The sequence below is a fragment of the Streptococcus oralis genome (assembly GCF_003942585.1).
GTDB classification, from domain to species: Bacteria; Bacillota; Bacilli; order Lactobacillales; family Streptococcaceae; genus Streptococcus; species Streptococcus oralis_BE.
The window spans coordinates 1-24498 of record NZ_RJNK01000004.1 but is presented as its reverse complement, the minus strand read 5'-3'; the positions used below and the strand labels follow the sequence as shown (position 1 = coordinate 24498).

General features: G+C 42.8%; 19 protein-coding genes and 1 tRNA gene. 16 read left to right on the top strand and 4 right to left on the bottom strand.

The window, feature by feature from the left end; genetic code table 11:
* Positions 1 to 7 precede the first annotated feature (7 nt).
* Positions 8 to 2266, top strand: a complete 2259-nt coding sequence (gene glgP, locus D8862_RS06270) for a glycogen/starch/alpha-glucan family phosphorylase (protein WP_125449380.1) — start codon at positions 8 to 10, stop codon at positions 2264 to 2266.
* Positions 2267 to 2328: 62 nt separating this feature from the next.
* On the opposite strand, the gene D8862_RS06265 is transcribed toward glgP, so the two are convergent.
* Complete coding sequence (locus D8862_RS06265) at positions 2329 to 3177, bottom strand: putative RNA methyltransferase (RefSeq protein ID WP_001095532.1); 849 nt, start codon at positions 3175 to 3177, stop codon at positions 2329 to 2331.
* Positions 3178 to 3328: 151 nt separating this feature from the next.
* Here D8862_RS06265 and D8862_RS06260 point away from each other — a divergent pair, with 151 nt between their 5' ends.
* Positions 3329 to 3607, top strand: a complete 279-nt coding sequence (locus D8862_RS06260) for a DUF6110 family protein (RefSeq protein ID WP_000910910.1) — start codon at positions 3329 to 3331, stop codon at positions 3605 to 3607.
* A 1-nt stretch (position 3608) separates the two neighbouring features.
* Positions 3609 to 5669 (top strand): heavy metal translocating P-type ATPase, encoded by a 2061-nt coding sequence (locus D8862_RS06255; protein ID WP_000008775.1) that lies wholly within the window; start codon positions 3609 to 3611, stop codon positions 5667 to 5669.
* Positions 5670 to 5746: 77 nt separating this feature from the next.
* Here the strand turns inward: D8862_RS06255 and tyrS are convergent, their stop codons facing one another.
* A complete protein-coding gene (gene tyrS / locus D8862_RS06250; protein WP_125449378.1) occupies positions 5747 to 7003 on the bottom strand; it encodes a tyrosine--tRNA ligase in 1257 nt (418 codons plus the stop codon).
* A gap of 140 nt (positions 7004 to 7143) precedes the next feature.
* Here tyrS and pbp1b point away from each other — a divergent pair, with 140 nt between their 5' ends.
* The 6 genes from pbp1b (at position 7144) to D8862_RS06220 (ending at position 13813) form a co-directional block, all read left to right on the top strand.
* Positions 7144 to 9627, top strand: coding sequence for a penicillin-binding protein PBP1B (pbp1b, locus tag D8862_RS06245; protein WP_125449376.1), 2484 nt, complete (start codon positions 7144 to 7146; stop codon positions 9625 to 9627).
* Between the two features lie 80 nt (positions 9628 to 9707).
* Complete coding sequence (locus D8862_RS06240) at positions 9708 to 10616, top strand: DMT family transporter (protein WP_001046352.1); 909 nt, start codon at positions 9708 to 9710, stop codon at positions 10614 to 10616.
* Positions 10617 to 10701: 85 nt separating this feature from the next.
* Positions 10702 to 11400, top strand: a complete 699-nt coding sequence (dapD, locus tag D8862_RS06235) for a 2,3,4,5-tetrahydropyridine-2,6-dicarboxylate N-acetyltransferase (protein WP_125449374.1) — start codon at positions 10702 to 10704, stop codon at positions 11398 to 11400.
* Between the two features lie 67 nt (positions 11401 to 11467).
* A complete protein-coding gene (locus D8862_RS06230) occupies positions 11468 to 12598 on the top strand; it encodes an N-acetyldiaminopimelate deacetylase (RefSeq protein ID WP_125449372.1) in 1131 nt (376 codons plus the stop codon).
* Between the two features lie 11 nt (positions 12599 to 12609).
* Positions 12610 to 13149: a 5-formyltetrahydrofolate cyclo-ligase gene (locus tag D8862_RS06225; RefSeq protein ID WP_125449370.1), complete on the top strand. Its 540-nt coding sequence runs from the start codon at positions 12610 to 12612 to the stop codon at positions 13147 to 13149.
* Complete coding sequence (locus tag D8862_RS06220; protein ID WP_125449368.1) at positions 13133 to 13813, top strand: rhomboid family intramembrane serine protease; 681 nt, start codon at positions 13133 to 13135, stop codon at positions 13811 to 13813. The genes D8862_RS06225 and D8862_RS06220 overlap by 17 nt, the downstream gene beginning before the upstream one ends.
* Positions 13814 to 14172: 359 nt before the next feature.
* Here the strand turns inward: D8862_RS06220 and galU are convergent, their stop codons facing one another.
* Positions 14173 to 15081 carry a UTP--glucose-1-phosphate uridylyltransferase GalU gene (galU, locus tag D8862_RS06215; protein WP_000811032.1) on the bottom strand — a complete coding sequence of 303 codons (909 nt, stop codon included), beginning with the start codon at positions 15079 to 15081 and terminating at the stop codon, positions 14173 to 14175.
* 21 nt (positions 15082 to 15102) lie between these two features.
* Positions 15103 to 16119, bottom strand: coding sequence for an NAD(P)H-dependent glycerol-3-phosphate dehydrogenase (locus D8862_RS06210; protein WP_000745019.1), 1017 nt, complete (start codon positions 16117 to 16119; stop codon positions 15103 to 15105).
* Between the two features lie 206 nt (positions 16120 to 16325).
* Between D8862_RS06210 and D8862_RS06205 the strand changes: the two genes are divergently transcribed.
* The 7 genes from D8862_RS06205 (at position 16326) to D8862_RS06175 (ending at position 24371) form a co-directional block, all read left to right on the top strand.
* Positions 16326 to 18032: an ABC transporter ATP-binding protein gene (locus D8862_RS06205; protein WP_125449366.1), complete on the top strand. Its 1707-nt coding sequence runs from the start codon at positions 16326 to 16328 to the stop codon at positions 18030 to 18032.
* A gap of 1 nt (position 18033) precedes the next feature.
* A complete protein-coding gene (locus D8862_RS06200) occupies positions 18034 to 19800 on the top strand; it encodes an ABC transporter ATP-binding protein (protein ID WP_125449364.1) in 1767 nt (588 codons plus the stop codon).
* Between the two features lie 139 nt (positions 19801 to 19939).
* On the top strand, positions 19940 to 20629 hold the full coding sequence (locus tag D8862_RS06195; protein WP_125449362.1) for a gamma-glutamyl-gamma-aminobutyrate hydrolase family protein: 690 nt from the start codon (positions 19940 to 19942) through the stop codon (positions 20627 to 20629).
* Positions 20630 to 20797: 168 nt separating this feature from the next.
* Positions 20798 to 22147, top strand: coding sequence for a glucose-6-phosphate isomerase (locus D8862_RS06190; RefSeq protein WP_000018243.1), 1350 nt, complete (start codon positions 20798 to 20800; stop codon positions 22145 to 22147).
* Positions 22148 to 22274: 127 nt separating this feature from the next.
* Positions 22275 to 23735 (top strand): glutamate--tRNA ligase, encoded by a 1461-nt coding sequence (gltX, locus tag D8862_RS06185; RefSeq protein ID WP_125449360.1) that lies wholly within the window; start codon positions 22275 to 22277, stop codon positions 23733 to 23735.
* Positions 23736 to 23747: 12 nt separating this feature from the next.
* Positions 23748 to 24182 carry a cytidine deaminase family protein gene (locus tag D8862_RS06180; RefSeq protein ID WP_125449358.1) on the top strand — a complete coding sequence of 145 codons (435 nt, stop codon included), beginning with the start codon at positions 23748 to 23750 and terminating at the stop codon, positions 24180 to 24182.
* Positions 24183 to 24299: 117 nt separating this feature from the next.
* Positions 24300 to 24371 (top strand) — tRNA-Glu (locus D8862_RS06175).
* Positions 24372 to 24498: the final 127 nt, after the last annotated feature.

Genomic DNA, 24498 nt, shown 5'->3' with positions numbered 1-24498 from the left:
CACAAAAATGTTACCATTAAAAGAATTTGTACAAAAGCATTACAATAAAACCATTGCAGAATGTAGCAATGAAGAGCTTTACCTTGCTCTTCTCAACTACAGCAAGCTTGCTAGCAGTCAAAAACCAGTCAACACTGGTAAGAAAAAAGTTTACTACATCTCAGCTGAGTTCTTGATCGGTAAACTCTTGTCAAACAACTTGATTAACCTTGGTCTTTATGACGATGTGAAAAAAGAACTTGCAGCTGCAGGTAAAGACTTGATCGAAGTTGAAGAAGTCGAATTGGAACCATCACTTGGTAACGGTGGTTTGGGACGTTTGGCTGCCTGCTTTATCGACTCAATCGCTACACTTGGTTTGAATGGTGACGGTGTTGGATTGAACTATCACTTTGGTCTTTTCCAACAAGTTCTTAAAAACAACCAACAAGAAACGATTCCTAATGCTTGGTTGACAGAGCAAAACTGGTTGGTTCGCTCAAGCCGTAGCTACCAAGTGCCATTCGCACACTTCACATTGACATCTACTCTTTACGATATCGACGTACCTGGTTACAAGACAGCTACTAAAAACCGCTTGCGTTTGTTTGACTTGGATTCAGTTGATTCTTCTATCATCGAAGATGGTATCAACTTTGACAAGACGGATATCGCTCGCAACTTGACTCTTTTCCTTTACCCAGACGACAGCGACAAGCAAGGTGAATTGCTCCGTATCTTCCAACAATACTTCATGGTTTCAAACGGTGCACAATTGATCATCGACGAAGCGATCGAAAAAGGAAGCAACTTGCATGACCTTGCGGACTATGCAGTTGTACAAATCAACGATACTCACCCATCAATGGTGATTCCTGAATTGATCCGTCTTTTGACTGAACGTGGTATCGAACTTGACGAAGCAATCTCTATCGTTCGTAGCATGACTGCCTACACGAACCACACAATCCTTGCTGAAGCCCTTGAAAAATGGCCTCTTGAATTCTTGGAAGAAGTGGTTCCTCACTTGGTACCAATCATCAAAGAATTGGACCGTCGTGTGAAAGCAGAATACAAAGACCCAGCTGTTCAAATCATTGATGAAAACGACCGTGTACACATGGCTCACATGGATATCCACTACGGATACAGTGTTAACGGGGTAGCAGCCCTCCACACTGAAATCTTGAAGAACTCAGAGTTGAAAGCTTTCTACGACATCTACCCAGAAAAATTCAACAACAAAACAAACGGTATCACATTCCGTCGTTGGCTCATGCATGCCAACCCAAGACTATCTCACTACTTGGATGAGATTATTGGAGAGGGATGGCACCATGAAGCAGATGAGCTTGAAAAACTCTTGTCTTACGAAGACAAAGCAGCTGTCAAAGAAAAATTGGAAAGCATCAAGGCTCACAACAAACGTAAATTGGCTCGTCACTTGAAAGATCACCAAGGTGTGGAAATCAATACAAACTCTATCTTTGATATCCAAATTAAACGTCTTCACGAGTACAAACGTCAACAAATGAACGCTTTGTATGTGATTCACAAATACCTTGATATCAAGGATGGCAACATCCCTGCTCGCCCAATCACAGTCTTCTTTGGTGGTAAAGCGGCTCCTGCCTACACAATTGCCCAAGACATCATTCACTTGATCCTTTGCTTGTCAGAAGTGATTGCAAATGATCCAGAAGTAGCTCCACACTTGCAAGTGGTTATGGTTGAAAACTACAACGTTACTGCAGCAAGCTTCCTTATCCCAGCATGTGATATCTCAGAACAAATCTCACTTGCTTCTAAAGAAGCTTCAGGTACTGGTAACATGAAATTCATGTTGAACGGAGCCTTGACTCTTGGTACTATGGACGGTGCTAACGTGGAAATCGCTGAGTTGGTTGGCGACGAAAACATCTACATCTTTGGTGAAGATTCAGAAACTGTTATCGACCTTTACGCAAAAGCAGCTTACAAATCAAGCGAATTCTATGCTCGTGAAGCTATCAAACCTTTGGTTGACTTCATTGTGAGCGATGCTGTTCTTGCAGTAGGTAAGAAAGAACGCTTGGAACGTCTTTACAACGAATTGATCAAAAAAGACTGGTTCATGACTCTCCTTGACTTGGAAGACTACATCAAAGTCAAAGAGCAAATGCTTGCTGACTACGAAGACCGTGACGCATGGTTGGATAAAGTCATCGTTAACATTTCTAAAGCAGGATTCTTCTCATCTGACCGTACAATCGCTCAGTACAACGAAGATATCTGGCACTTGAACTAATAATTACATAACTTAAACCCGTACCTTGAAGGTGCGGGTTTTGTCTTATCTGAAAGTTTTATTTACAGTGCTTTCCCAACCAAAATCTCTGCCTCAATGGTAATCTCTGTCAGTTGACTCCAGTCAATTTTGGTCTGGTCAACATGAAAGAGAAGGGGGGTCATGCTAAGTAAAGCTTGGCGTTGCTCGGCTGTGATGGGTTTGGTTAGGGAAGCTATTTGGCTAGATTGGATGCTGAAGTATTCCTGGAAATGTTCCTTGATATCTTGGTTGGAATAGTCCTTGTTTGTCAGCTGGTCTTGTACCCTTTGACGGATTTCTTTGAGGTGATTTTCAGTCGGGATGACCTTGATCAAGATGCCATCTTTGGATAAAACGCGACGGAATTCCCCATAGTTGGCAGGTGAAAAGATGTCGAGCAGGATATCCATACTGGCGTCTTTTATAGGAAGTCGAGCCAGGTCACCGACAAACCAATTAACTGACCAGTTGAGTTCACTTTTAGCTGCGATTTGGACCGAGTCTTTTGAAATGTCAAAGGCATAGAAGGTTTTATCAGAGTGACTTTCTTGGAGTTTACGAGAGTAGAAACCTTCGCCACAACCGATATCCAAGACTGTTTTTGCGGATGGATTAGTTGTTAGTAAGTCCGAGATACCTTCTAAAATAGCCTGATAAAAACCAGCTTCAAGAATTTGCTGGCGGTTTTGGAAGTTTTCCTTGTCGTAGTTGGCAGATTGCTTGATTTGCGGAGCCAAGTTGACATAGCCGAATTTTGCCAGATCAAAAGAATGGCGGTTGCTACACTTGAGGCTAGACTCTACCAAGGCCAGATTTTCTTGGCAGATAGGGCAGGAAAAGGCAGTCGCAGAAGCAAAACGCTGAAGTTTGGGTTTGAGGTTTGTATTCATAGTTTAAGTGTATCAAAAGAGGCAAATGAAAGCAACTTTAGAAATAAGTAGATGGGAGATTCAGTAGAAATAAAACTAATTCTCCAATTTATAGAATAAAATTGCTTTTATATCTAAATTTCTATATAATAATGATAAGGAGGAAATAAGTATGTTAAAAGAAGTATTAACCGTTGCAAAAGTTGCGAAAAAATCATCACTCTTTTTGGGTGGTGTCGCATTTGGTACCCTTGGTTTGAAAATCTTGGCAAGTAAGGAAGCTAAAAAAGGTTATTCTAAAGCTTTGGCTAAGGCTTACAAGTTGAAAGACGGGCTAGATGCATCTGTTTCTGTTGTGAAACAACATGGAGACGATGTCTTGCAAGATGCCAAATATTTGTACGAGCAAGAGAAAAAAGAAGAGCAATTAGATAGCCTTATAGGAGAATAATATGTCTTTTAAAGTGCTACATAGAGGATACCAACATATCCGACTATCATCTTCTTTTTCACTCACCTTGGATATTCAAGACTATCTTCGTTCCTTGGCGAGAGATGAAAAGGGGATTGAGTCTATCCAGTTTTACATGGATCAACAGCACTTTACTCTACGCATAAAAGAAGGCTTTTCTGTATTAGATAATGCAGAAGCCTTTTTAAAAAGAATTGATAAAGGGAAAGTTTCTGAGTTGATGACTCTTCCCATTCGTAGAGAAGAGAGTGCTTATTCTATTGTTTCAGGTGCAGCGATTAAGCGTGTACTTTTTCGTAGTTTTGTGCCGTATCCTATTCGCTATATATGGACTTGTTATCAGGCTTTGGGTTATATTAGAGAAGCCTATCAAACACTAGCGCGTAAGGAACTAACGATGGAAGTCTTGGACTGTTCGGCGATTTTATTGTCCTTGTTTATGAACCAATCCAAGACAGCTAGCAATATCATGTTTATGCTTGATTTGGGGAATCATTTAGATCAGTGGTCTTTGAAAAAAACTGCAACAGATTTAGAACAAAGCCTTCTTGCAAAAGAGAGCGACGTATTCTTAGTACAGGGCGATACGGTTGTTAGTATCAAGAGTTCCGATGTTCAAATAGGAGATGTCTTGGTCCTATCTCAAGGAAATGAAATTCTGTTTGATGGACAAGTAGTTTCAGGTTTAGGTATGGTCAACGAAAGTTCCTTGACGGGAGAGAGTTTTCCAGTTGAAAAAAGAGAGTCTGATTTGGTTTGTGCAAATACAGTATTAGAAACTGGAGAGTTACGCATTCGTGTAACCGATAATCAGATGAACAGCCGGATTTTACAACTGATTGAGTTAATGAAGAAATCTGAAGAAAACAAGAAAACGAAACAACGCTATTTCATCAAGATGGCGGATAAGGTCGTCAAATATAATTTCTTGGGGGCTGGGCTAACTTACCTATTAACAGGTTCTTTTTCTAAGGCTATTTCTTTCCTATTAGTCGATTTCTCCTGCGCTTTGAAAATCTCTACTCCTGTAGCTTATTTGACAGCTATCAAGGAGGGGTTGAACCGTGAAATGGTGATTAAGGATGGGGATGTTCTGGAGAAATATCTGGAAGTTGATACTTTCTTGTTTGATAAGACGGGAACAATCACAACTAGTTATCCTATAGTTGAAAAGGTGTTACCTTTTGGGGACTATAGTGAGGAAGATATTCTCAGAATCAGTGCCTGTCTTGAGGAACACATTTATCATCCTATTGCTAATGCCATCGTCAAGCAAGCTGAGATAGAGGGAATTGAACATGAGGAAATGCATGGGAAACTCCAATATATTGCAAGCAAGGGGATCAAATCTCATATAGATGGCCAACCAGTTCTTATTGGGAATTATGTCTTGATGCAGGATGAGCAGATTCATATCAGTTCAGAACAAAATGCTTTAATTGAAGAGTACAAGAGTCACTACAATCTCTTATTCTTGGCTTATCAGAATGAATTGATTGGAATGTTCTGCATTCATACTCCTTTGAGAAAAGAAGCAAAAGCAGCCTTGGAGAAACTTAAGGCACAAGGGAAAAAATTGATTCTGGCAACAGGGGACACCTTGGTTAGGACAGAGGAATTAGTCAAAGATTTGCCCTTTGATCAGGTCTATACAGACTTGAAACCTGATGGGAAATTTGAGTTAGTAGAGGAACTGCAGAAAGCAGGTCACACGATTTTGATGGTTGGAGATGGATTGAATGACTCAGCGGCTCTAACCCTATCAGATATCGGTGTGGTGATGAATGAGAGTGCAGATATTTCTAAGCAGATGAGCGATATCTTATTGTTAGATAATCGTTTGGATTTCTTCCAAGAGTTGGATTGGCTATCATCATCTTTGCAAACACTCATCAAGAAGAATATTCAAGATACCGTTGTCGTAAATAGTAGTTTGATTGGCTTTGGCTTGTTTAATTGGCTCAGTCCTTCAAACCTCTCTATCCTACATAATCTAACAACCTTACGCATAGTCCTGCGTAGCCTGTCTATTAAGGGATAGGTGGGGACTATTCACAGCAAAAAGGAGTTACCTTTCTCGAGGGTAACTCCTTTGTTTATAGGTAAATGTTTAACAATTTAGTAAGTCAACACAAAGTATTTCTTCTTCCCGCGGCGGATAACAGTGAGTTCGTTTTCTAACTTATCTGCGTCACTCAAGACATAGTCAAGGTCTTGGATACGGTCGCCGTTGACGTAGATAGCTCCGTTTTGGACGTCTTCACGGGCTTGGCGTTTTGAATTCACCACACCAGATGACACGAGGAGTTCCACGATATTGTGGTTTTCGTCTGCTTTTACTTGGTAGTTTGGCACTCCACGAAGTCCTTGTTTGAGTTCTTTGACAGAAAGGTTTTTGATGTTTCCAGCAAAGAGTTGCTCGGTGATGTTGAGGGCTTCCTTGTAGGCTTCTTCGCCGTGAACAAGAGTCACAACTTCACGAGCCAAGACTTTCTGAGCCAAGCGTTCGTGTGGCGCCGCTTCAAATTGTTTTCGGATGTCTTCAATTTCATCCAGTGACAAGAAGGTAAAGATCTTCAAGAAGCGAACAGCGTCAGCATCCATGACGTTCATCCAGAATTGGTACATTTCGTATGGAGAAGTCTTTTCAGGATTGAGCCAGACTGCATTTCCTTCAGATTTACCAAATTTCTTACCAGTTGCATCTGTAATGAGTGGCACTGTGATAACGTGACCAGTCTTATCAGCCTTACGACGAAGCAATTCGGTACCAGCTGTCATATTTCCCCACTGGTCAGAACCACCGATTTGTAGTGTTACGTTGTGCTCTTGGTTAAGGACGTAGAAGTCATATCCTTGCATGATTTGGTAGGCAAACTCAGTGTAAGAAATCCCTGTTTCGATCCGTTTCTTCACAGACTCCTTGCTCATCATGTAGTTGACAGTGAAGTATTTTCCGACATCACGGAGGAAGTCAATGAAGCTGATGCTGCCAAACCAGTCGTAGTTATTGACCATGACAGCTTTATTTTCACCGTTTTCAAAGTCAAGAAAGCGAGAAAGTTGTCCTTGGATAGACTTGACCCAGCCATCCACTGTGTCTTTTGTTTGGAGACTACGCTCAGCATCTTTGAAGGACGGATCTCCGATGAGACCTGTAGCACCGCCAACGAGCGCATAAGGTTTGTGACCTGCTAACTGCAAACGACGACTTGTCAAGATAGCGACAAGGTGACCTAAGTGAAGGCTGTCAGCAGTTGGATCGTAGCCACTATAATAAGAAACTTGACCTTCTTCTAGGGCTTTACGCAAAGCTTCTTCATCAGTCGTTTGAAAAATCAAACCACGCTCTTTTAGCTCATCAAAAATGTGCATGTGTCTTTTCTCCTTTATAAAATATTGTTTCTACCTATTGTATCACAAACTTGATTAATAGCCTAGTAGAATAGGGAAGAAAGTGGCTATTTTATTGAAAGTTTCCCTTTTATGGTATAATAGAGGAAGCGAGGACATTCATGAAAGAAAGAATTAATGAATTAAAAACAAAAATGCTGCATGTTTTCCAGCAACTAATGCAACGAATTGCTAAATGGCAGAAAAGTCTAGCAGAAAAACTAGCTAGTAAGAAAACCGATAAAAAGGTGACCTCTTCTGATAAAGTTAGAAGGGCAGGCTCTATTTTTGCTAAGATTTTGAGTGGGTTTAAAATAGTTTTTAATACTCTCTTTATCCTAGGTTTTATCGGTGGACTGTTTGGTGCTGGGGTGGCTATGGGTTATGGAGTCGCTCTATTTGACAAGGCCCAGGTACCTCAAGCAGAAGAGTTGGTCAAGCAAGTGAAGGATATTGCCTCTATCTCAGAAATCACTTATTCTGACGGCAGTACCATTGCCTCGATCGAGGGCGATTTGTTGCGCACTTCAGTCGCTTCAGATGCTATCTCAGACAACCTTAAGAAAGCTATTATTGCGACAGAAGACGAGAATTTCAACGAGCACAAGGGAGTCGTGCCTAAGGCCGTTATTCGTGCGACCCTGGGAACTTTTGTCGGTCTGGGGTCATCCAGTGGTGGTTCGACCTTGACTCAGCAGGTTATCAAGCAGCAAGTGGTGGGGGATGCTCCCACTCTAGCTCGTAAGGCTAAAGAGATTATTGATGCTCTAGCTTTAGAACGGGCCATGGGTAAGGATGAGATTTTGACAACCTACCTTAATATTGCTCCTTTTGGTCGCAATCATAAAGGCCAAAATATTGCAGGTGCCCAACAGGCTGCAGAAGGAATCTTTGGGGTTAAGGCTTCGGATTTAACGGTCCCTCAAGCAGCCTTTATTGCAGGATTACCACAGAGCCCAATCAGTTACTCCCCTTATGAATCTGACGGTAGTATGAAGAGTGAGGAGGATTTGGCTCTGGGGATCAAACGGGCTAGAGATGTTCTCTATAATATGTACCGGACAGGGGCTCTAAGTCAGGAAGATTACGACAAGTACAAGGATTATGATTTTAAGAAAGACTTCTTACCATCTGGTAGTGTCAGCGGTACTTCGCGTGACTATCTCTACTTCGCAACCTTGGCAGAAGCTACTGATCGAATGTATGACTACCTGATTCAGAGAGATAATGTTTCTGTACAAGAGCAAAAGAATGAATCCATCCAGAAAGCTTATCGTGATTTAGCGACTAAGGAAATTGAAAATGGTGGGTATAAGATTACGACAACTATCAATAAAAATGTTCATGCTGCGATGCAAAATGCGGTGGCAACCTACGGCTATCTGCTAGATGATTCGACAGGCCAGCCTGAGGTGGGGAATGTCCTCATGGACAACCAAACGGGAGCTATTCTTGGATTTGTCGGTGGTCGCAATTATCAAAAAAATCAGAATAACCACGCTATCGACACAAAACGTTCTCCAGCTTCAACCACTAAGCCTATACTGGCCTATGGTATCGCGATTGACCAAGGTTTGATGGGAAGTGCAAGTATCTTGTCTAACTATCCGACAAACTTTTCAAACGGCAATCCTATCATGTATGTCAATAGTCCTGGTACAGGGATGATGACCTTGGGAGAAGCCCTCAACTATTCATGGAATATCCCAGCCTACTGGACTTATCGTACGCTTCGAGAGAAGGGTGTTGATGTCAAGGGTTATATGGAAAAAATGGGTTATGAAATCCCAGAATATGGGATTGAAAGTTTACCGATGGGTGGGGGGATTGATGTTACAGTCGCCCAGCATACCAATGGTTATCAGACCTTGGCTAATAATGGGATCTACCACAAGAAACATATGATTTCTAAGATTGAATCGACGACGGGACAAGTGATTTATGAGCATAAAAGTCAACCTGTCCAAGTTTATTCAAAAGCGACAGCAACCATCATGCAGAGTCTGCTTCGCGAGGTGATCTCATCTCGAGTTACGTCAAGCTTTCAGACTGATTTGGCCTCTATCAATCCAAGTCTGGCTCGTGCTGACTGGATTGGAAAGACTGGTACGACCAATGAAGATGAAAACATGTGGCTTATGCTTTCTACGCCTCGCTTGACCTTGGGTGGCTGGCTAGGTCACGATGACAACCGCCCGCTAGCCAAAGGGGCGGGCCACTACCGCAATGCCAACTATATGGCCCACTTGGTTAATGCTATTCAACAAGCAAAACCTGGAATTTGGGGGAATGAGCGCTTTAGTCTAGACCCAAGTGTGACCAAGTCTCAAGTCCTCAAATCGACAGGAGAGAAACCTGGCAAGGTCACAATCAATGGCAAAGAAGTCACCGTTTCAGGTTCTACTGTAACGAGTTATTGGGCTACTAAAGAAGGGGCTCCAGCAACTACTTACCGCTTTGCCATCGGAGGGAGCGATGCCGATTATCAAAATGCTTGGAAGAACATCCTAGGAAGTTTACCTACTCTTCCTACCCCAACTCTTCCAAGTTCAAGTGGTAGTTCGGGAACAAGCTCATCAACTCGCTCAAATCAATCAAATCGATAGAATAAAAAAGTAGCAAGTTTCATTTAATATTATGTTTCGTGCTACTTTTTTCTTTTTTCATTTCGTGTTACAATAGGAGAATGAATAAGTATCAAAAGAAGATTTTTAAGGGAACTTTATATTCACTGTTGTCAGGTCTAATCTGGGGAATTTGTGGTATTTTAGGAGAATATTTTTTCACTCATTATCAGGTGTCGTCTGGCTGGATCACTTCCATGCGTTTGCTTTTGGCGGGTAGCTTGGTCTTGTTTTTATCTGCCTTTCAGTTGCGCTTTCAACTATTGGATATTTGGCGAAATAAGAAAAACTATCTGCCTTTTTTAGCCTACGCTATTCTGGGGATTTTTTCTGTACAGTTTTTCTTCTATCTCTGTGTTGAATATTCGAATGCGACGACAGCAACGATTTTGCAATTTATCAGTCCAGTTTTTATCTTGTTTTATAATCGTATCGTTTATCAAAAGAAGGCTTCTATCACAGCCATTCTCTATGTTTTGATTGCCATGCTAGGTGTTTTTTTGATGGCTACAAAAGGGGATTTATCCAAGCTATCAATGACACCTCTGGCTTTGGTGACAGGGCTACTCAGTGCTGTAGGGGTCATGTTCAACGTTATCCTACCTCAGCGTTTTGCACGTGACTATGGTTTTGTGCCAACCGTTGGTTGGGGGATGTTGCTAGCAGGTGTTTTTAGCAATTTTCTTTATCCTGTTCATCAGATTACCTTTCAACTTGATGTGACGAGCCTTTTGATTTGTTTTACCATTGCTGTGTTTGGAACGGCTTTTGCTTTTTTCCTTTCGATGAAGGCTGTGCTACTCGTCTCACCGTTAGTTGTGTCAGTTGTGAGTGCCAGCGAACCTTTATCTTCCGCATTGTTAAGTGTGCTATTTCTAGGTATGGTTTTGGATGGTTTTCTAGCTTTGGCTATGATTTTGATTATCGTTCCAATGGTTTTCTTATCAATTGAGGAAACGAAGGAAAGGTAAAATGCTCTGTTCGAGTGCTTAAGGCTTCAAATTTGAAGCCTTTTTTGGTAGAATAGGTATCATTATAACGAACCAGGAGGCGCCTATGACTGCCACAAAAATGAATGCCCAAGAAATCATCCAATTTATCGCCAATGCNGAAAAGAAAACCAGTGTTAAAGTAACCTTTGAAGGACAACTCGCAACTGCTGTGCCTAGCTCTGTTGTCAAACTAGGAGATGTCCTATTCGGAGACTGGAAGGATGTGGCTCCGCTTCTCGAAGGTTTGGTAGAAAATCAAGATTATGTTGTCGAGCAAGATGCTCGTAATTCTGCAGTTCCTTTGCTAGATAAACGTGCGATCAATGCTCGTATCGAGCCAGGTGCTATTATCCGTGACCAGGTGGAAATTGGTGACAATGCTGTTATCATGATGGGAGCTGTTATCAATATCGGTGCGGAAATCGGTGCAGGAACCATGATTGATATGGGTGCTATCCTTGGTGGCCGCGCTATCGTTGGGAAAAACAGTCACGTTGGTGCAGGGGCAGTTTTGGCAGGTGTGATTGAGCCAGCTAGTGCCGATCCAGTCCGTGTCGGGGACAATGTTCTCATCGGAGCCAATGCAGTGGTCATCGAAGGAGTCCAAATCGGTAGTGGTTCAGTTGTCGCTGCAGGAGCTATCGTTACCCAAAATGTTCCAGAAAACGTTGTAGTAGCAGGTATTCCAGCTCGTATCATCAAAGAGATTGATGCCCAAACCCAACAAAAAACAGCGCTAGAAGATGCGCTTCGTACCTTGTAATTGTAAAAGTAAAAAAGAGGCGGAACCCTTTTTCCAGCCTCTTTCTGCTATATAGGAGGACAGATAGATGTTAGATTTGATTCAGACCAGACGAGATTTACACCAGATTCCAGAGATTGGCTTGGAGGAATTCGAGACTCAGGCTTATTTGCTGGATGTGATTGAGAAATTGACTACGGGCAAGAATTTTGTTCAAGTTCGTACTTGGCGGACAGGTATTTTGGTTTATTTGCAGGGAAGTCAACCGGAGCGGACCATTGGTTGGCGAACAGACATTGACGGTCTGCCTATCGTTGAACAAACAGGACTGCCTTTCGCCTCTCAACACCAAGGTCGCATGCATGCTTGCGGTCATGATTTCCACATGACCATTGCTTTAGGCTGTCTCGAGCGTGCACTTGAGGAACAACCCAAGAATAATCTGCTCTTTTTATTTCAGCCTGCTGAAGAAAATGAAGCTGGTGGTATGCTCATGTATGAGGATGGTGCTTTTGGAGATTGGTTGCCAGACCAGTTTTATGGTCTCCATGTTCGTCCGGATCTAAAGGTTGGACAGATTGCTACCAATACCCATACGCTCTTTGCAGGGACTTGTGAGGTGAAGATTCGTTTCAAAGGGAAAGGGGGGCACGCAGCCTTCCCGCATGAGGCCAATGATGCCTTGGTGGCTGCTAGTTACTTTGTGACCCAGGTGCAGTCGGTTGTCAGCCGCAATGTCAACCCAATCGAGGGAGCAGTGGTGACCTTTGGTGTTTTTCAAGCTGGAACAACCAACAATGTCATTACAGATACAGCATTTTTACACGGAACCATTCGCGCCTTGACTCAGGACATGAGCCTCTTGGTACAAAAAAGAGTTAAGACAGTTGCAGAAGGGGTTGCAGCAGCCTTTGATATGGAAGTCGAAGTAGAACTCAAGCAAGGAGGCTACCTACCTGTTGAGAATAACCCAGCCTTGGCGCGTGAACTGATGGACTTCTTTGAAGAAAAAGACGGAATTGAGTTGATTGATATCGAGCCTGCTATGACAGGTGAGGACTTTGGTTATCTCCTTTCGAAGGTAGATGGCGTTATGTTCTGGCTAGGTATCAATAGTACCTACGCCCTTCATCATCCTCAGATGAGTCCTAAAGAAGAGGCCTTAGCTATTGGGGTGGAAGCAGTATCTAGTTTCCTGAAAAAGAAGGCGGCGGAGTAGAGGTGTTGTCTATGAAAGCAGAACTACGCAAGCAAGTCTTGCAAGAAATGAAGGCTGTTCCTCAGAAGCAAAAAATTGCTATGGATCGAGTTTTAACAGAACGATTTTTGAATCACCCCTTTTACCAAGAAGCCAAGACCATCGCAACCTATCTCTCTTTCCCTCATGAATTTCAAACGCAGGAACTAATCGACCAGGCGCTGAAGGACGGCAAAAAGGTTCTGATACCCAAAACCTATCCCAAGGGGCGCATGGACTTTGTGGTTTATCATCCGCAGCAACTGGTAAAAACTTCCTTTGGTTTACTGGAACCGCAAGGAGACTTGGAGGTGGTGGAACCGTCTCAGATTGATTTAATTCATGTTCCGGGCTTGGCTTTTACAAGAGAGGGCTATCGGATTGGCTATGGTGGAGGTTATTATGACCGCTATCTGGAGAATTTTGCTGGGCAGACCATGAGTACAATCTATCCTTGTCAAATTCAGGATTTCAACTCGGAAGACCATGATATTGCCGTTCAGGAGGTGCTAATTTATGAAGGAAATCTTTGATAAACGTTACCCTGTGACTAGTTTTTTCCTCCTAGTGACTGGCTTTGTATTTCTACTGATGCTGATTACTACGGGTATCAACTTTGATCAGGCAAAAACTCTTTTTCAGTTTGGAGCTATGTATGGACCGATCATTCGCCTGTTCCCCGAGCAGATTTGGCGTCTTTTTTCGGCTATATTTGTACATATCGGTTGGGAGCATTTCATTGTCAATATGATTTCACTCTACTTTCTTGGACGACAGGTGGAGGAGATTTTCGGCTCCAGGCAGTTCTTTTTTCTCTATCTCTTATCGGGAATGATGGGCAATCTCTTTGTTTTTGCTTTCACACCGAAAGTCCTAGCAGCAGGTGCCTCCACTTCTCTCTATGGATTATTTGCTGCGATTATCGTTTTGCGTTACGCAACTCGCAGCCCCTATATCCAGAAGTTGGGGCAATCCTACCTGACACTTTTCGTGATAAATATCATTGGAAGTGTTCTGATTCCAGGAATCAGCCTAGCTGGGCATATTGGTGGTGCAGTAGGCGGTGCCTTTCTAGCAGTCATCTTTCCAGTCAAATGGGAAAAAAGGATGTTTAGTACCAGCCAGCGAATCGGAGCAACCGTACTTTTTATCGCACTTGCCATTTTCCTTTTCTATAAGGGAATGAGCTATGTGTAAGTTTGAAATACATAAAAAGCTACTCAAAAAACGAGTAGCTTTTTATGTGAATTTGAACCATTCGAAACAACACAGCGAGTTAAAATAAGGCTTTGTCCGTACACAACTTGAAAAAGTGAGCACCGATTCGGTGTTTTTTTTATTTTATTATACTAACTTAGTATACTCCTATTTCTATAAAAAAACAAACAGAAGTATAGTGCTTTCACAAAATTTGGCAAATAATTAGAGACAAGTGTGGGAACTACTCGACCTATCGATTCTTTTCTTCGATGATAGGCAAAGTACAGGGATGAGATGAGTGCAAATAAAAGAAGAACTAGGATAGTCAACCATCCTAGTTCTTCTTTTGTTATAGATTATTTTTTTAATTTCTCTCCAGCTAACTCTTTTCCGAGTTGGATGAGGTAGTCTTTCAAGTCGTCTTTGACTTGTGGGTGTCTCAGAGCGTAGTCGATGGACGTTTTCATAAAGCCAAACTTATCTCCGACATCGTAGCGGGAACCCTTGAACTCACGAGCAAATACACGTTGTGTTTTATTGAGGGTGTCGATCGCATCTGTCAATTGAATTTCATTTCCTGCACCTGGAGCTTGGTTCTCAAGGATTTGGAAAATTTCAGGCGTGAGGAGGTAGCGTCCAATAATAGCAAGGTCGCTAGGAGCGTCCTCTGGAGCAGGTTTTTCAACAAAGGTTTCAACACTGTAAAGGCCGTTTTTCCCTTCGCCTTGCGGAGCAATAACCCCATAGGCAGATACTTCATCGTGAGGGACAGGCATGACAGCGATAGTAGACGCGTGGGTACGTTCATAGTCATCCATGAGTTGTTTGGTGAGCGGAACAGCCTTTTCATTAGTGATATCCATCAAGTCATCCCCAAGCATCACGACAAAAGGTTCATTTCCGACGAAAGCCTTGGCTTGCAAAACAGCATCTCCGAGACCACGTGGATGAGTTTGGCGGATAAAATGCAGGCGCATGCCAGTTGTTTCATCAACTAGCTTTAAAAGATCTGTTTTCCCTTTTTCTTTGAGGTTGTATTCCAATTCGAAGTTTGAGTCGAAGTGGTCCTCGATAGAACGTTTTGACTTACCTGTAACAACCAAGATATCTTCGATTCCAGACTTGAGAGCTTCTTCAACGATAAATTGGATGGTTGGTTTATCTACGATTGGCAACATTTCCTTGGCCAAGGCCTTGGTTGCAGGGAGGAAACGAGTTCCCAATCCAGCTGCGGGGATGACTGCTTTTCTGACTTTTTGTTTCATAATGTTCCTTTCCATAAGGGTCTAAGACCATTCGTTTTCTGCTTTAAATTCATTGTTCATGATGTCATTGATTGCTTCTTTGATATTGACACCTTCATAGATAACTCGATAAATGGCTTGTGTGATTGGCATGTAGACACCCAATTCCTGAGCCAGTTCGTAAGCTGCTCGAGTCGTTGAAATTCCTTCAATGACCATGCCCATGTTGGCTTCGATGTCTGCGAGGGATTCTCCACGACCGAGAGCGTCACCTGCCCTCCAGTTACGAGAGTGGACAGATGTCCCCGTTACGATCAAATCACCAACTCCAGAAAGACCGCTATAAGTCAGAGGATTAGCTCCAAGAGCGACACCTAGACGGGTGATTTCTGCCAAGCCACGGGCGATGATGGCTGCCTTGGCATTGTCGCCAAATCCTAGACCATGCAATGCTCCTGCACCAACTGCAATGATATTTTTAAGAGCACCAGCGGTTTCAACCCCGATAACATCTGTATTGGTATAGAGGCGGAAGTAGTGATTACTAAAGAGATTTTGAACGTACTGGGCAGTTTCAAGATCTTTAGAGGCTGCAGTGATCAAGGTAATATCCCGTACAATCGTTTCCTCAGCGTGGCTAGGTCCTGAAACAACGACGATGTCACTACGGAGGTCAGCTGGAATTTCCTCTTCCAGAATAGTTGAGAGGCGTTTATGGCTATCTGGTTCCAAGCCTTTGGAGGCATGCATGATGACAACCTTGTGATTGAGTACCTTTGCTACTTGTTGGGCAACCAGTCTCGTTACTTTTGTTGGGACTACAAATAAAACAGCATCCACATCCTTTAGTGTTTCTTCCAAGTCATGGTATGCCTTGATGTTTTCGTCGAGTAGGATGTCTTTAAAGTAGCGTTTGTTTGTATGTTGGCTATTGATTTCATCGATTTGGTCAGGAATATTTCCCCAAATCCGAACCTCGTGTCCATTGTCGTTTAGGACCTGCGAAAGGGCAGTTCCCCAAGAACCAGGACCCAAGACAGCGATGGTTTGTTTCTTCATCTTCTCCTCCTTTTAAGAGTTCTTCTTTTCATTTTACCATAAAAAGCCTTTTCATGCATTACTTGCGAGTGAAAGCGCACTAATTTATAATAAGAAAACGCCTTTGACAAGATTCCTCTTTTTTGCTAGAATAGCATCAACATGAAAGAATGAGAGGAGCTGGCGAATTTCGTCACTCCCTTTTGTCTATCTAATTAGGAGGAAGTATGCTGATTGAAAAAATTAAAGCCTATAAATGGCAAGCCTTGGCATCCTTTGTGATGACAGGCTTGATGGTTGCGAGCTCACTCTTGCAACCTCGCTATTTGCAGGAGGTTTTAGATGCTCTACTGGCTGGCCGACATGAGGCTATTTATAGTATTGGGGCATGGTTGATAGGAGTAGCCCTCGTGGGTCTGGTTGCAGGTGGTGTCAATGTTATTCTTGCAGCTTATATCGCTCAGGGAGTATCTTCGGATCTTCGGGAAGATGCTTTTCGTAAGATCCAAACCTTTTCTTATGCCAACATTGAGCGATTTAATGCTGGGAATCTGGTTGTCCGCATGACCAATGATATCAACCAAATTCAGAACATGGTGATGATGGTTTTCCAAATCCTTTTCCGTCTTCCTTTGCTTTTTATCGGTTCCTTTATCTTAGCGGTTCACACCCTGCCTTCGCTTTGGTGGGTAATTGTCCTTATGGTAGTGCTGATTTTTGCGCTTACAGGTATCATGATGGGGATGATGGGGCCACGCTTTGCCAAGTTTCAAACCCTTCTTGAACGAATTAATGCCATCGCCAAGGAAAATCTACGTGGTGTGCGTGTGGTCAAATCCTTTGTGCAGGAAAAAGAGCAATTTGACAAGTTTACTGAGGTCTCAGATGAGCTTCTGGGACAAAATATTTATATTGGCTATGCCTTTTCAGTAGTGGAACCTTTTATGATGCTCATTGGGTACGGAGCGGTTTTCCTCTCCATCTGGTTGGTTGCGGGAATGGCTCAGTCGGATCCGTCAGTCGTTGGTTCTATTGCTTCCTTTGTTAACTATCTCAGTCAGATTATCTTTACAATCGTCATGGTTGGATTTTTAGGGAATTCTGTCAGTAGGGCTATGATTTCGATGATGCGTATCCGTGAGGTTCTAGATACCGAGCCAGCGATGACTTTTAAGGATCTTCCAGATGAGGATCTAGAAGGAAGTCTCTCTTTTGAAAATGTGACCTTCACTTATCCTACTGATGAAGAGCCCATGCTTAAGAATGTAAGTTTTGAAATTGCGCCAGGTCAGATGGTCGGTGTGGTTGGAGCGACTGGGGCAGGTAAGTCTACCCTTGCCCAGTTAATTCCGCGACTTTTTGATCCACAGGAGGGATCTATCAAGATTGGTGGCAAGGATATTCGAGACGTCAGCGAGGGAACCTTGCGTAAAACAGTTTCCATCGTCTTGCAACGTGCTATTCTCTTTAGTGGGACTATTGCAGATAATCTCCGTCAAGGAAAAGGCAATGCCAGCGTGTCCGAACTGGAACGTGCAGCACGAATCGCCCAAGCCAGCGAATTTATCGGACGCATGGAAAACAAATTTGAAAGTCAGGTCGAAGAACGTGGTACCAACTTTTCTGGTGGACAAAAGCAAAGGATGTCGATTGCCCGAGGGATTGTCAGCAATCCTCGTATCCTGATTTTTGACGATTCGACTTCGGCCTTGGATGCTAAGTCAGAAAGACTCGTGCAGGAAGCTTTGAACAAAGACCTGAAAGGGACAACAACCATTATCATCGCTCAAAAAATCAGCTCAGTCGTCCATGCAGACAAGATTTTGGTCTTGGACCAAGGGCGCTTGATTGGAGAAGGAAGGCATGCAGACTTGGTAGCTAACAATGCCGTCTACCGCGAAATCTACGAAACACAAAAGGGAAGGGAGGAATAAAATGAAAACCGTTCGATTTTTCTGGAATTATTTTAAAGTTTATAAGCTTTCCTTTGTCATTGTGATTCTGATGGTTGCGATTGCGACGATTGCCCAAGCCCTCTTTCCAGTTTTTTCAGGTCAAGCAGTGACGGAGCTCGCTAATCTGGTTCTAGCTTATCAAAATGGGACTTCCGAACTAGCCTGGCAGAGTTTGTCAGCTCTGATGCTGAATCTAGCTCTGGTTGTGCTGGTTTTGGTAGTGTCCAGTTTGATTTACATGGCCTTGATGACCCGTGTGATTGCCGAGTCAACAAATGAAATGCGTAAGGGCCTTTTTGGCAAACTTTCCCGTTTGACGGTTTCTTTCTTTGATCGCCATCAGGATGGTGACATCCTTTCTCGCTTCACTAGTGATTTGGATAATATCCTTCAAGCCTTCAATGAAAGCCTAGTTCAGGTTATGAGCAATATTGCTCTTTACGTCGGTTTGATTTTTGTCATGTTTTCAAGAAATGTGACGCTAGCCCTGATAACAGTAGCCAGCACTCCAGTGGCCTTTCTCATGCTGGTCTTCATCGTGAAAATGGCCCGCAAGTACACCAATCTCCAGCAAAAAGAGGTTGGGAAACTCAACGCCTACATGGACGAAAGTATTTCAGGGCAGAAAGCTGTTATCGTACAAGGAATTCAAAACGACATAGTAGCAGGCTTTGTGGAGCGAAATGAGCGCGTGCGCAAGGCGACCTTTAAAGGAAGAATGTTCTCAGGTATCCTCTTTCCAGTTATGAATGGGATGAGTTTGGTCAATACGGCTATCGTCATTTTTGCAGGTTCGGCTGTCTTGCTGAACGATCCAAGTATCGAAACAACGACAGCCCTAGGTTTGATCGTCATGTTTACCCAATTTTCTCAGCAGTACTACCAGCCGATTATCCAGGTGGCTGCGAGTTGGGGAAGTCTTCAGTTGGCCTTTACTGGAGCGGATCGTATCCAAGAAATGTTCGATGCAGAAGAAGAGATTCGCCCGCAAAATGCCCCTGCCTTTACGGAATTGCGAGAAGGCGTTGAAATCAGTCACATTGATTTCTCTTATGTGCCAGACAAGCCGATTTTAAAAGATGTTAGCATTTCAGCTCCTAAGGGGCAGATGATAGCAGTTGTAGGTCCGACTGGTTCAGGGAAAACGACCATCATGAACCTCATCAATCGTTTCTACGATGTGGATGCAGGTAGCATTTCCTTTGATGGCAAAGACATTCGTGGCTACGACTTGGACAGCCTGCGGAGCAAGGTCGGGATTGTCTTGCAGGATTCGGTCTTGTTTAGTGGAACGATTCGGGACAATATCCGCTTTGGTGTGCCAGATGCCAGTCAGGAAATGGTCGAAGCAGCTGCCAAGGCAACTCATATTCATGACTACATCGAAAGCTTGCCTGATAAGTATGATACCCTTATTGATGATGAGCAAAATATCTTCTCGACTGGGCAGAAACAATTGATTTCCATTGCGCGAACCTTGATGACTGATCCTCAAGTCTTAATCTTAGATGAAGCGACTTCCAATGTCGATACCGTAACAGAAAGTAAGATTCAACATGCCATGGAGGCAGTAGTAGCAGGTCGAACCAGTTTTGTCATTGCCCATCGTCTCAAAACCATCCTCAATGCTGATCAGATTATTGTCCTCAAAGATGGAGAGGTCATTGAGCGTGGAAATCATCACGAGTTGCTCAAACTTGGCGGTTTCTACTCAGAACTGTATCACAATCAATTTGTCTTCGAATAAAAAAGAAGTTGTCCTCGTTGGGCAGCTTTTTCTTATCCATAAAAAATACTTATCACAGTCTTTAAAAAAACATATTAGACAGAAAAGGGTTGGAGTGATAAGATAAGACTGTCGCAAGAAAATCGAAAGGAGACACATCATGGCTAGAACGGTTGTAGGAGTTGCTGCAAATCTATGTCCTGTAGATGCAGAAGGGAAAAACATTCACTCATCTGTATCCTGTAAATTTGCAGAGAGCATTCGTCAAGTCGGAGGTCTCCCTTTAGTGATTCCTGTAGGAGATGAGTCCATTGTGCGCGATTATGTAGAAATGATTGACAAACTCATCTTGACAGGTGGGCAAAATGTCCATCCCCAGTTTTATGGAGAGAAAAAAACCATTGAGAGCGATGATTACAACCTAGTGCGAGATGAGTTTGAATTAGCCCTCTTGAAAGAAGCCCTTCGTCAGGACAAGCCCATTTTGGCAATCTGCCGTGGGGTCCAGCTGGTCAATGTTGCTTTTGGCGGCACTCTCCACCAAGAAATTGAAGGTCACTGGCAAGGTTTGCCTTTTGGAACATCTCATTCTATTGAGACAGTAGAAGGAAGCGTGGTGGCCAAGTTGTTTGGCAGAGAAAGTCAGGTCAACTCAGTCCATCGACAAAGTATTAAAGATTTGGCACCTAATTTCCGTGTGACAGCTATTGATCCAAGAGACCAGACCATCGAAGCGATTGAGTCTATCGACGAGCATCGTATCATTGGTTTGCAGTGGCATCCAGAGTTCCTGATCAATGAAGAAGACGGCAATTTAGAACTGTTTGAGTATTTATTAAATGAATTGTAACGGTTAGAGTCTCTAGCCGTTTTTATTCGTCCTTTCAGATTTTTTATATTTTAGCATTTTTACGCAAACGTTTGAATTATGATAAAAATTGGGCAAATTCAATAAAAAAGCTTGAAAAAATCAAAGGTAAGCGTTATGATAGAAAAGAAGAAATATTGGAGGATTATCATGTCACATATTAAATTTGATTATTCAAAAGTTTTAGACAAATTTGTTGCCCCACATGAAGTGGAGTACATGCAAGCACAAGTAACAGCTGCAGACGAATTGATTCGTAAAGGAACTGGTGCGGGTAGCGACTTTTTGGGTTGGTTGGACCTTCCTGAAAATTATGACCGCGAAGAATTCGACCGCATCTTGAAAGCTGCTGAGCAAATCAAGTCAGATAGCGATGTCTTGGTTGTAATCGGTATCGGTGGATCTTACCTTGGTGCCAAAGCAGCCATCGACTTCTTGAACCACCACTTTGCTAACTTGCAAACAAAAGAAGAACGCAAAGCCCCACAAATCCTTTACGCTGGAAACTCAATCTCATCTACTTACCTTGCTGACTTGGTAGAGTACGTAGCTGACAAAGACTTCTCAGTAAACGTGATTTCTAAATCAGGGACAACAACTGAACCAGCGATTGCTTTCCGTGTCTTTAAAGAACTCTTGGTTAAGAAATACGGGCAAGAAGAAGCCAACAAACGTATCTATGCTACAACTGACCGCCAAAAAGGTGCTGTTAAGGTTGAAGCAGATGCTAATGGTTGGGAAACATTTGTAGTTCCAGACGACATCGGTGGACGTTTCTCAGTATTGACAGCAGTTGGTTTGCTTCCAATCGCAGCGTCAGGAGCTGATATCAAAGCCCTTATGGAAGGTGCCAACGCAGCTCGTAAAGACTACACTTCAGATAAGATTGCTGAAAATGAAGCTTACCAATATGCAGCAGTTCGTAACATCCTTTACCGTAAAGGCTACGCTACTGAAATCTTGGTAAACTACGAGCCATCACTTCAATACTTCTCAGAATGGTGGAAACAATTGGCTGGTGAGTCAGAAGGGAAAGACCAAAAAGGTATTTACCCAACTTCAGCTAACTTCTCAACTGACTTGCACTCACTTGGTCAATTTATCCAAGAAGGAACTCGTATCATGTTTGAAACAGTTGTCCGTGTTGACAAACCACGTAAGAACGTGATCATTCCTAGTTTGGAAGAAGACCTTGATGGACTTGGTTACCTTCAAGGAAAAGACGTTGATTTTGTAAACAAAAAAGCAACTGACGGTGTTCTTCTTGCCCACACTGACGGTGACGTGCCAAACATGTACGTAACTCTTCCAGAGCAAGATGCTTTCACTCTTGGATACACTATCTACTTCTTCGAATTGGCAATTGCCCTTTCAGGTTACTTGAATGCCATCAACCCATTTGACCAACCAGGTGTTGAAGCCTACAAACGTAACATGTTTGCCCTTCTTGGAAAACCAGGATTTGAAGAATTGAGTAAAGAGCTTAACGCACGTCTATAATAGAAGAAAAGAGTGGCTTGACCACTCTTTTTACTCTCTTTATTCATAGACATTGGACTCAAGCGAGACTTGTGATATAATATAGAAAGCAAAAAGGCAGACGCCTAGAGACTTTATAGGAGAAACTATGTCAAAAGATATCCGCGTACGCTACGCACCAAGTCCAACAGGACTACTACACATCGGAAATGCCCGTACAGCATTGTTTAACTACCTTTACGCACGCCATCATGGTGGAACTTTTATCATCCGTATCGAAGATACTGACCGTAAGCGCCATGTCGAGGACGGAGAACGTTCACAGCTTGAAAACCTTCGTTGGTTAGGCATGGATTGGGATGAAAGCCCAGAAACTCATGAAAACTACCGCCAGTCTGAGCGTTTGGAACTCTATCAAAAATATATCGACCAATTGCTAGCCGAAGGAAAAGCCTACAAATCTTATGTTACAGAAGAAGAGTTGGCAGCTGAACGCGAACGTCAGGAAGCAGCTGGTGAAACACCTCGTTACATCAATGAATATCTCGGCATGAGCCAAGAAGAAAAAGCGGCTTACATCGCAGAACGTGAAGCAGCTGGGATCATCCCAACTGTTCGCTTGGCGGTTAATGAGTCAGGTATCTATAAATGGCATGATATGGTCAAAGGTGATATCGAGTTTGAAGGTAGCAATATTGGTGGCGACTGGGTAATTCAAAAGAAAGATGGTTACCCAACTTACAACTTTGCCGTTGTCATCGATGATCACGATATGCAGATTTCTCATGTTATCCGTGGAGATGACCACATCGCCAACACACCCAAACAGCTTATGGTTTATGAGGCTCTTGGTTGGGAAGCTCCAGAGTTCGGTCACATGACTTTGATCATCAACTCTGAAACGGGTAAAAAATTGTCTAAACGCGACACCAACACCCTTCAGTTTATCGAAGACTACCGTAAGAAAGGGTACCTTCCAGAAGCGGTCTTTAACTTTATCGCCCTACTCGGTTGGAATCCTGGTGGTGAAGACGAAATCTTCTCTCGCGAAGAACTCATCAAGCTCTTTGATGAAAATCGTCTCAGCAAGTCACCAGCAGCCTTCGATCAGAAGAAACTAGACTGGATGAGCAACGACTACATCAAGAGAGCCGATCTTGCTACTATCTTTGAAATGGCTAAACCTTATCTAGAAGAAGCAGGACGCTTGACTGACAAGGCTGAAAAAATGGTTGAACTTTACAAACCACAAATGAAGTCAGTGGATGAAATCGTCCCATTGACAGACCTTTTCTTCTCAGACTTCCCAGAGTTGACAGACGCTGAGCGCGAGGTCATGGCAGGAGAAACCGTTCCGGTTGTTTTAGAAGCCTTCAAAGCAAAACTGGAAGCTATGACAGACGATGAATTTGTGACAGAAAACATCTTCCCACAAATCAAAGCAGTCCAAAAAGAAACAGGTATCAAAGGGAAAAATCTCTTCATGCCTATTCGTATTGCTGTATCAGGTGAAATGCATGGACCAGAGTTGCCAGATACCATTTACCTATTAGGTCGTGAGAAATCTATCCAGCATATCGAGAACATGCTCAAAGAGATTTCTAAATAGAAAGGACTTCCGATGGATACATGGGAAAAGATGTACGAAGAAGCACGAACCTTATACAATCCTCATGAAGTTTCTGACTTTGTTTATGCTAACCATGTTGTTGCTGCGGTAGAAGCAGAAGATGGTCAGATATTCACAGGATTTTGTATGGAGGGCACTTGTGGTGTTTTTCATCTCTGTGCAGAACGAGCGGCTCTCTTCAATATGTATCAATTTTCGGGACAAACTAAAGTTAAGAAAATCCTCGCCTTTCGAGATAAACCTCCCTACGGCGAAGGATCAGGTATGCCCTGTGGCGCATGCAGAGAATTTCTCTTAGAATTGAATGCTGAAAATAAAGAAGCAGAGTTCATGATGGACTACAAAACAAGAAAAACAATCAAAGTTGCCGAATTGATCCCGTACTGGTGGGGAGAGGAACGTGCGACTAATTGGCAAACAAAATAGAGAGAGTCAGTTAAACTGGCTCTTTTCTATTATCATAGAAAAATTTGTATAGGAGATTAAAAAAGTTCTTGACAAAGGAAAAAAAGTAGGTATAATAGAAAGAGTTGAAAAACTCCAGGTCCGTTGGTCAAGGGGTTAAGACACCGCCTTTTCACGGCGGTAACACGGGTTCGAATCCCGTACGGACTATGGGTGTATCGCAGGGACGAAAAAAGTAAAAAAAGTTTCAAAAAAGTGTTGACATAGATCAGCAGCTGTGATATACTAATATAGTTGTCGCTTGAGAGAGATTGAGTGACAAAGACCTTTGAAAACT

Excerpts from the sequence above, each read along its gene's own strand:
- D8862_RS06225 (WP_125449370.1), top strand. The coding sequence starts at position 12,610 with ATGAAAGCAGAACTACGCAAGCAAGTCTTGCAAGAAATGAAGGCTGTT.
- D8862_RS06265 (WP_001095532.1), bottom strand. The coding sequence starts at position 3,177 with ATGAATACAAACCTCAAACCCAAACTTCAGCGTTTTGCTTCTGCGACT.
- galU (WP_000811032.1), bottom strand. The coding sequence starts at position 15,081 with ATGAAACAAAAAGTCAGAAAAGCAGTCATCCCCGCAGCTGGATTGGGA.
- D8862_RS06195 (WP_125449362.1), top strand. The coding sequence starts at position 19,940 with ATGGCTAGAACGGTTGTAGGAGTTGCTGCAAATCTATGTCCTGTAGAT.
- D8862_RS06200 (WP_125449364.1), top strand. The coding sequence starts at position 18,034 with ATGAAAACCGTTCGATTTTTCTGGAATTATTTTAAAGTTTATAAGCTT.
- D8862_RS06210 (WP_000745019.1), bottom strand. The coding sequence starts at position 16,119 with ATGAAGAAACAAACCATCGCTGTCTTGGGTCCTGGTTCTTGGGGAACT.
- D8862_RS06190 (WP_000018243.1), top strand. The coding sequence starts at position 20,798 with ATGTCACATATTAAATTTGATTATTCAAAAGTTTTAGACAAATTTGTT.
- D8862_RS06205 (WP_125449366.1), top strand. The coding sequence starts at position 16,326 with ATGCTGATTGAAAAAATTAAAGCCTATAAATGGCAAGCCTTGGCATCC.
- D8862_RS06240 (WP_001046352.1), top strand. The coding sequence starts at position 9,708 with ATGAATAAGTATCAAAAGAAGATTTTTAAGGGAACTTTATATTCACTG.
- pbp1b (WP_125449376.1), top strand. The coding sequence starts at position 7,144 with ATGAAAGAAAGAATTAATGAATTAAAAACAAAAATGCTGCATGTTTTC.
- gltX (WP_125449360.1), top strand. The coding sequence starts at position 22,275 with ATGTCAAAAGATATCCGCGTACGCTACGCACCAAGTCCAACAGGACTA.
- tyrS (WP_125449378.1), bottom strand. The coding sequence starts at position 7,003 with ATGCACATTTTTGATGAGCTAAAAGAGCGTGGTTTGATTTTTCAAACG.
- D8862_RS06230 (WP_125449372.1), top strand. The coding sequence starts at position 11,468 with ATGTTAGATTTGATTCAGACCAGACGAGATTTACACCAGATTCCAGAG.
- D8862_RS06220 (WP_125449368.1), top strand. The coding sequence starts at position 13,133 with ATGAAGGAAATCTTTGATAAACGTTACCCTGTGACTAGTTTTTTCCTC.
- D8862_RS06180 (WP_125449358.1), top strand. The coding sequence starts at position 23,748 with ATGGATACATGGGAAAAGATGTACGAAGAAGCACGAACCTTATACAAT.
- glgP (WP_125449380.1), top strand. The coding sequence starts at position 8 with ATGTTACCATTAAAAGAATTTGTACAAAAGCATTACAATAAAACCATT.
- D8862_RS06260 (WP_000910910.1), top strand. The coding sequence starts at position 3,329 with ATGTTAAAAGAAGTATTAACCGTTGCAAAAGTTGCGAAAAAATCATCA.
- D8862_RS06255 (WP_000008775.1), top strand. The coding sequence starts at position 3,609 with ATGTCTTTTAAAGTGCTACATAGAGGATACCAACATATCCGACTATCA.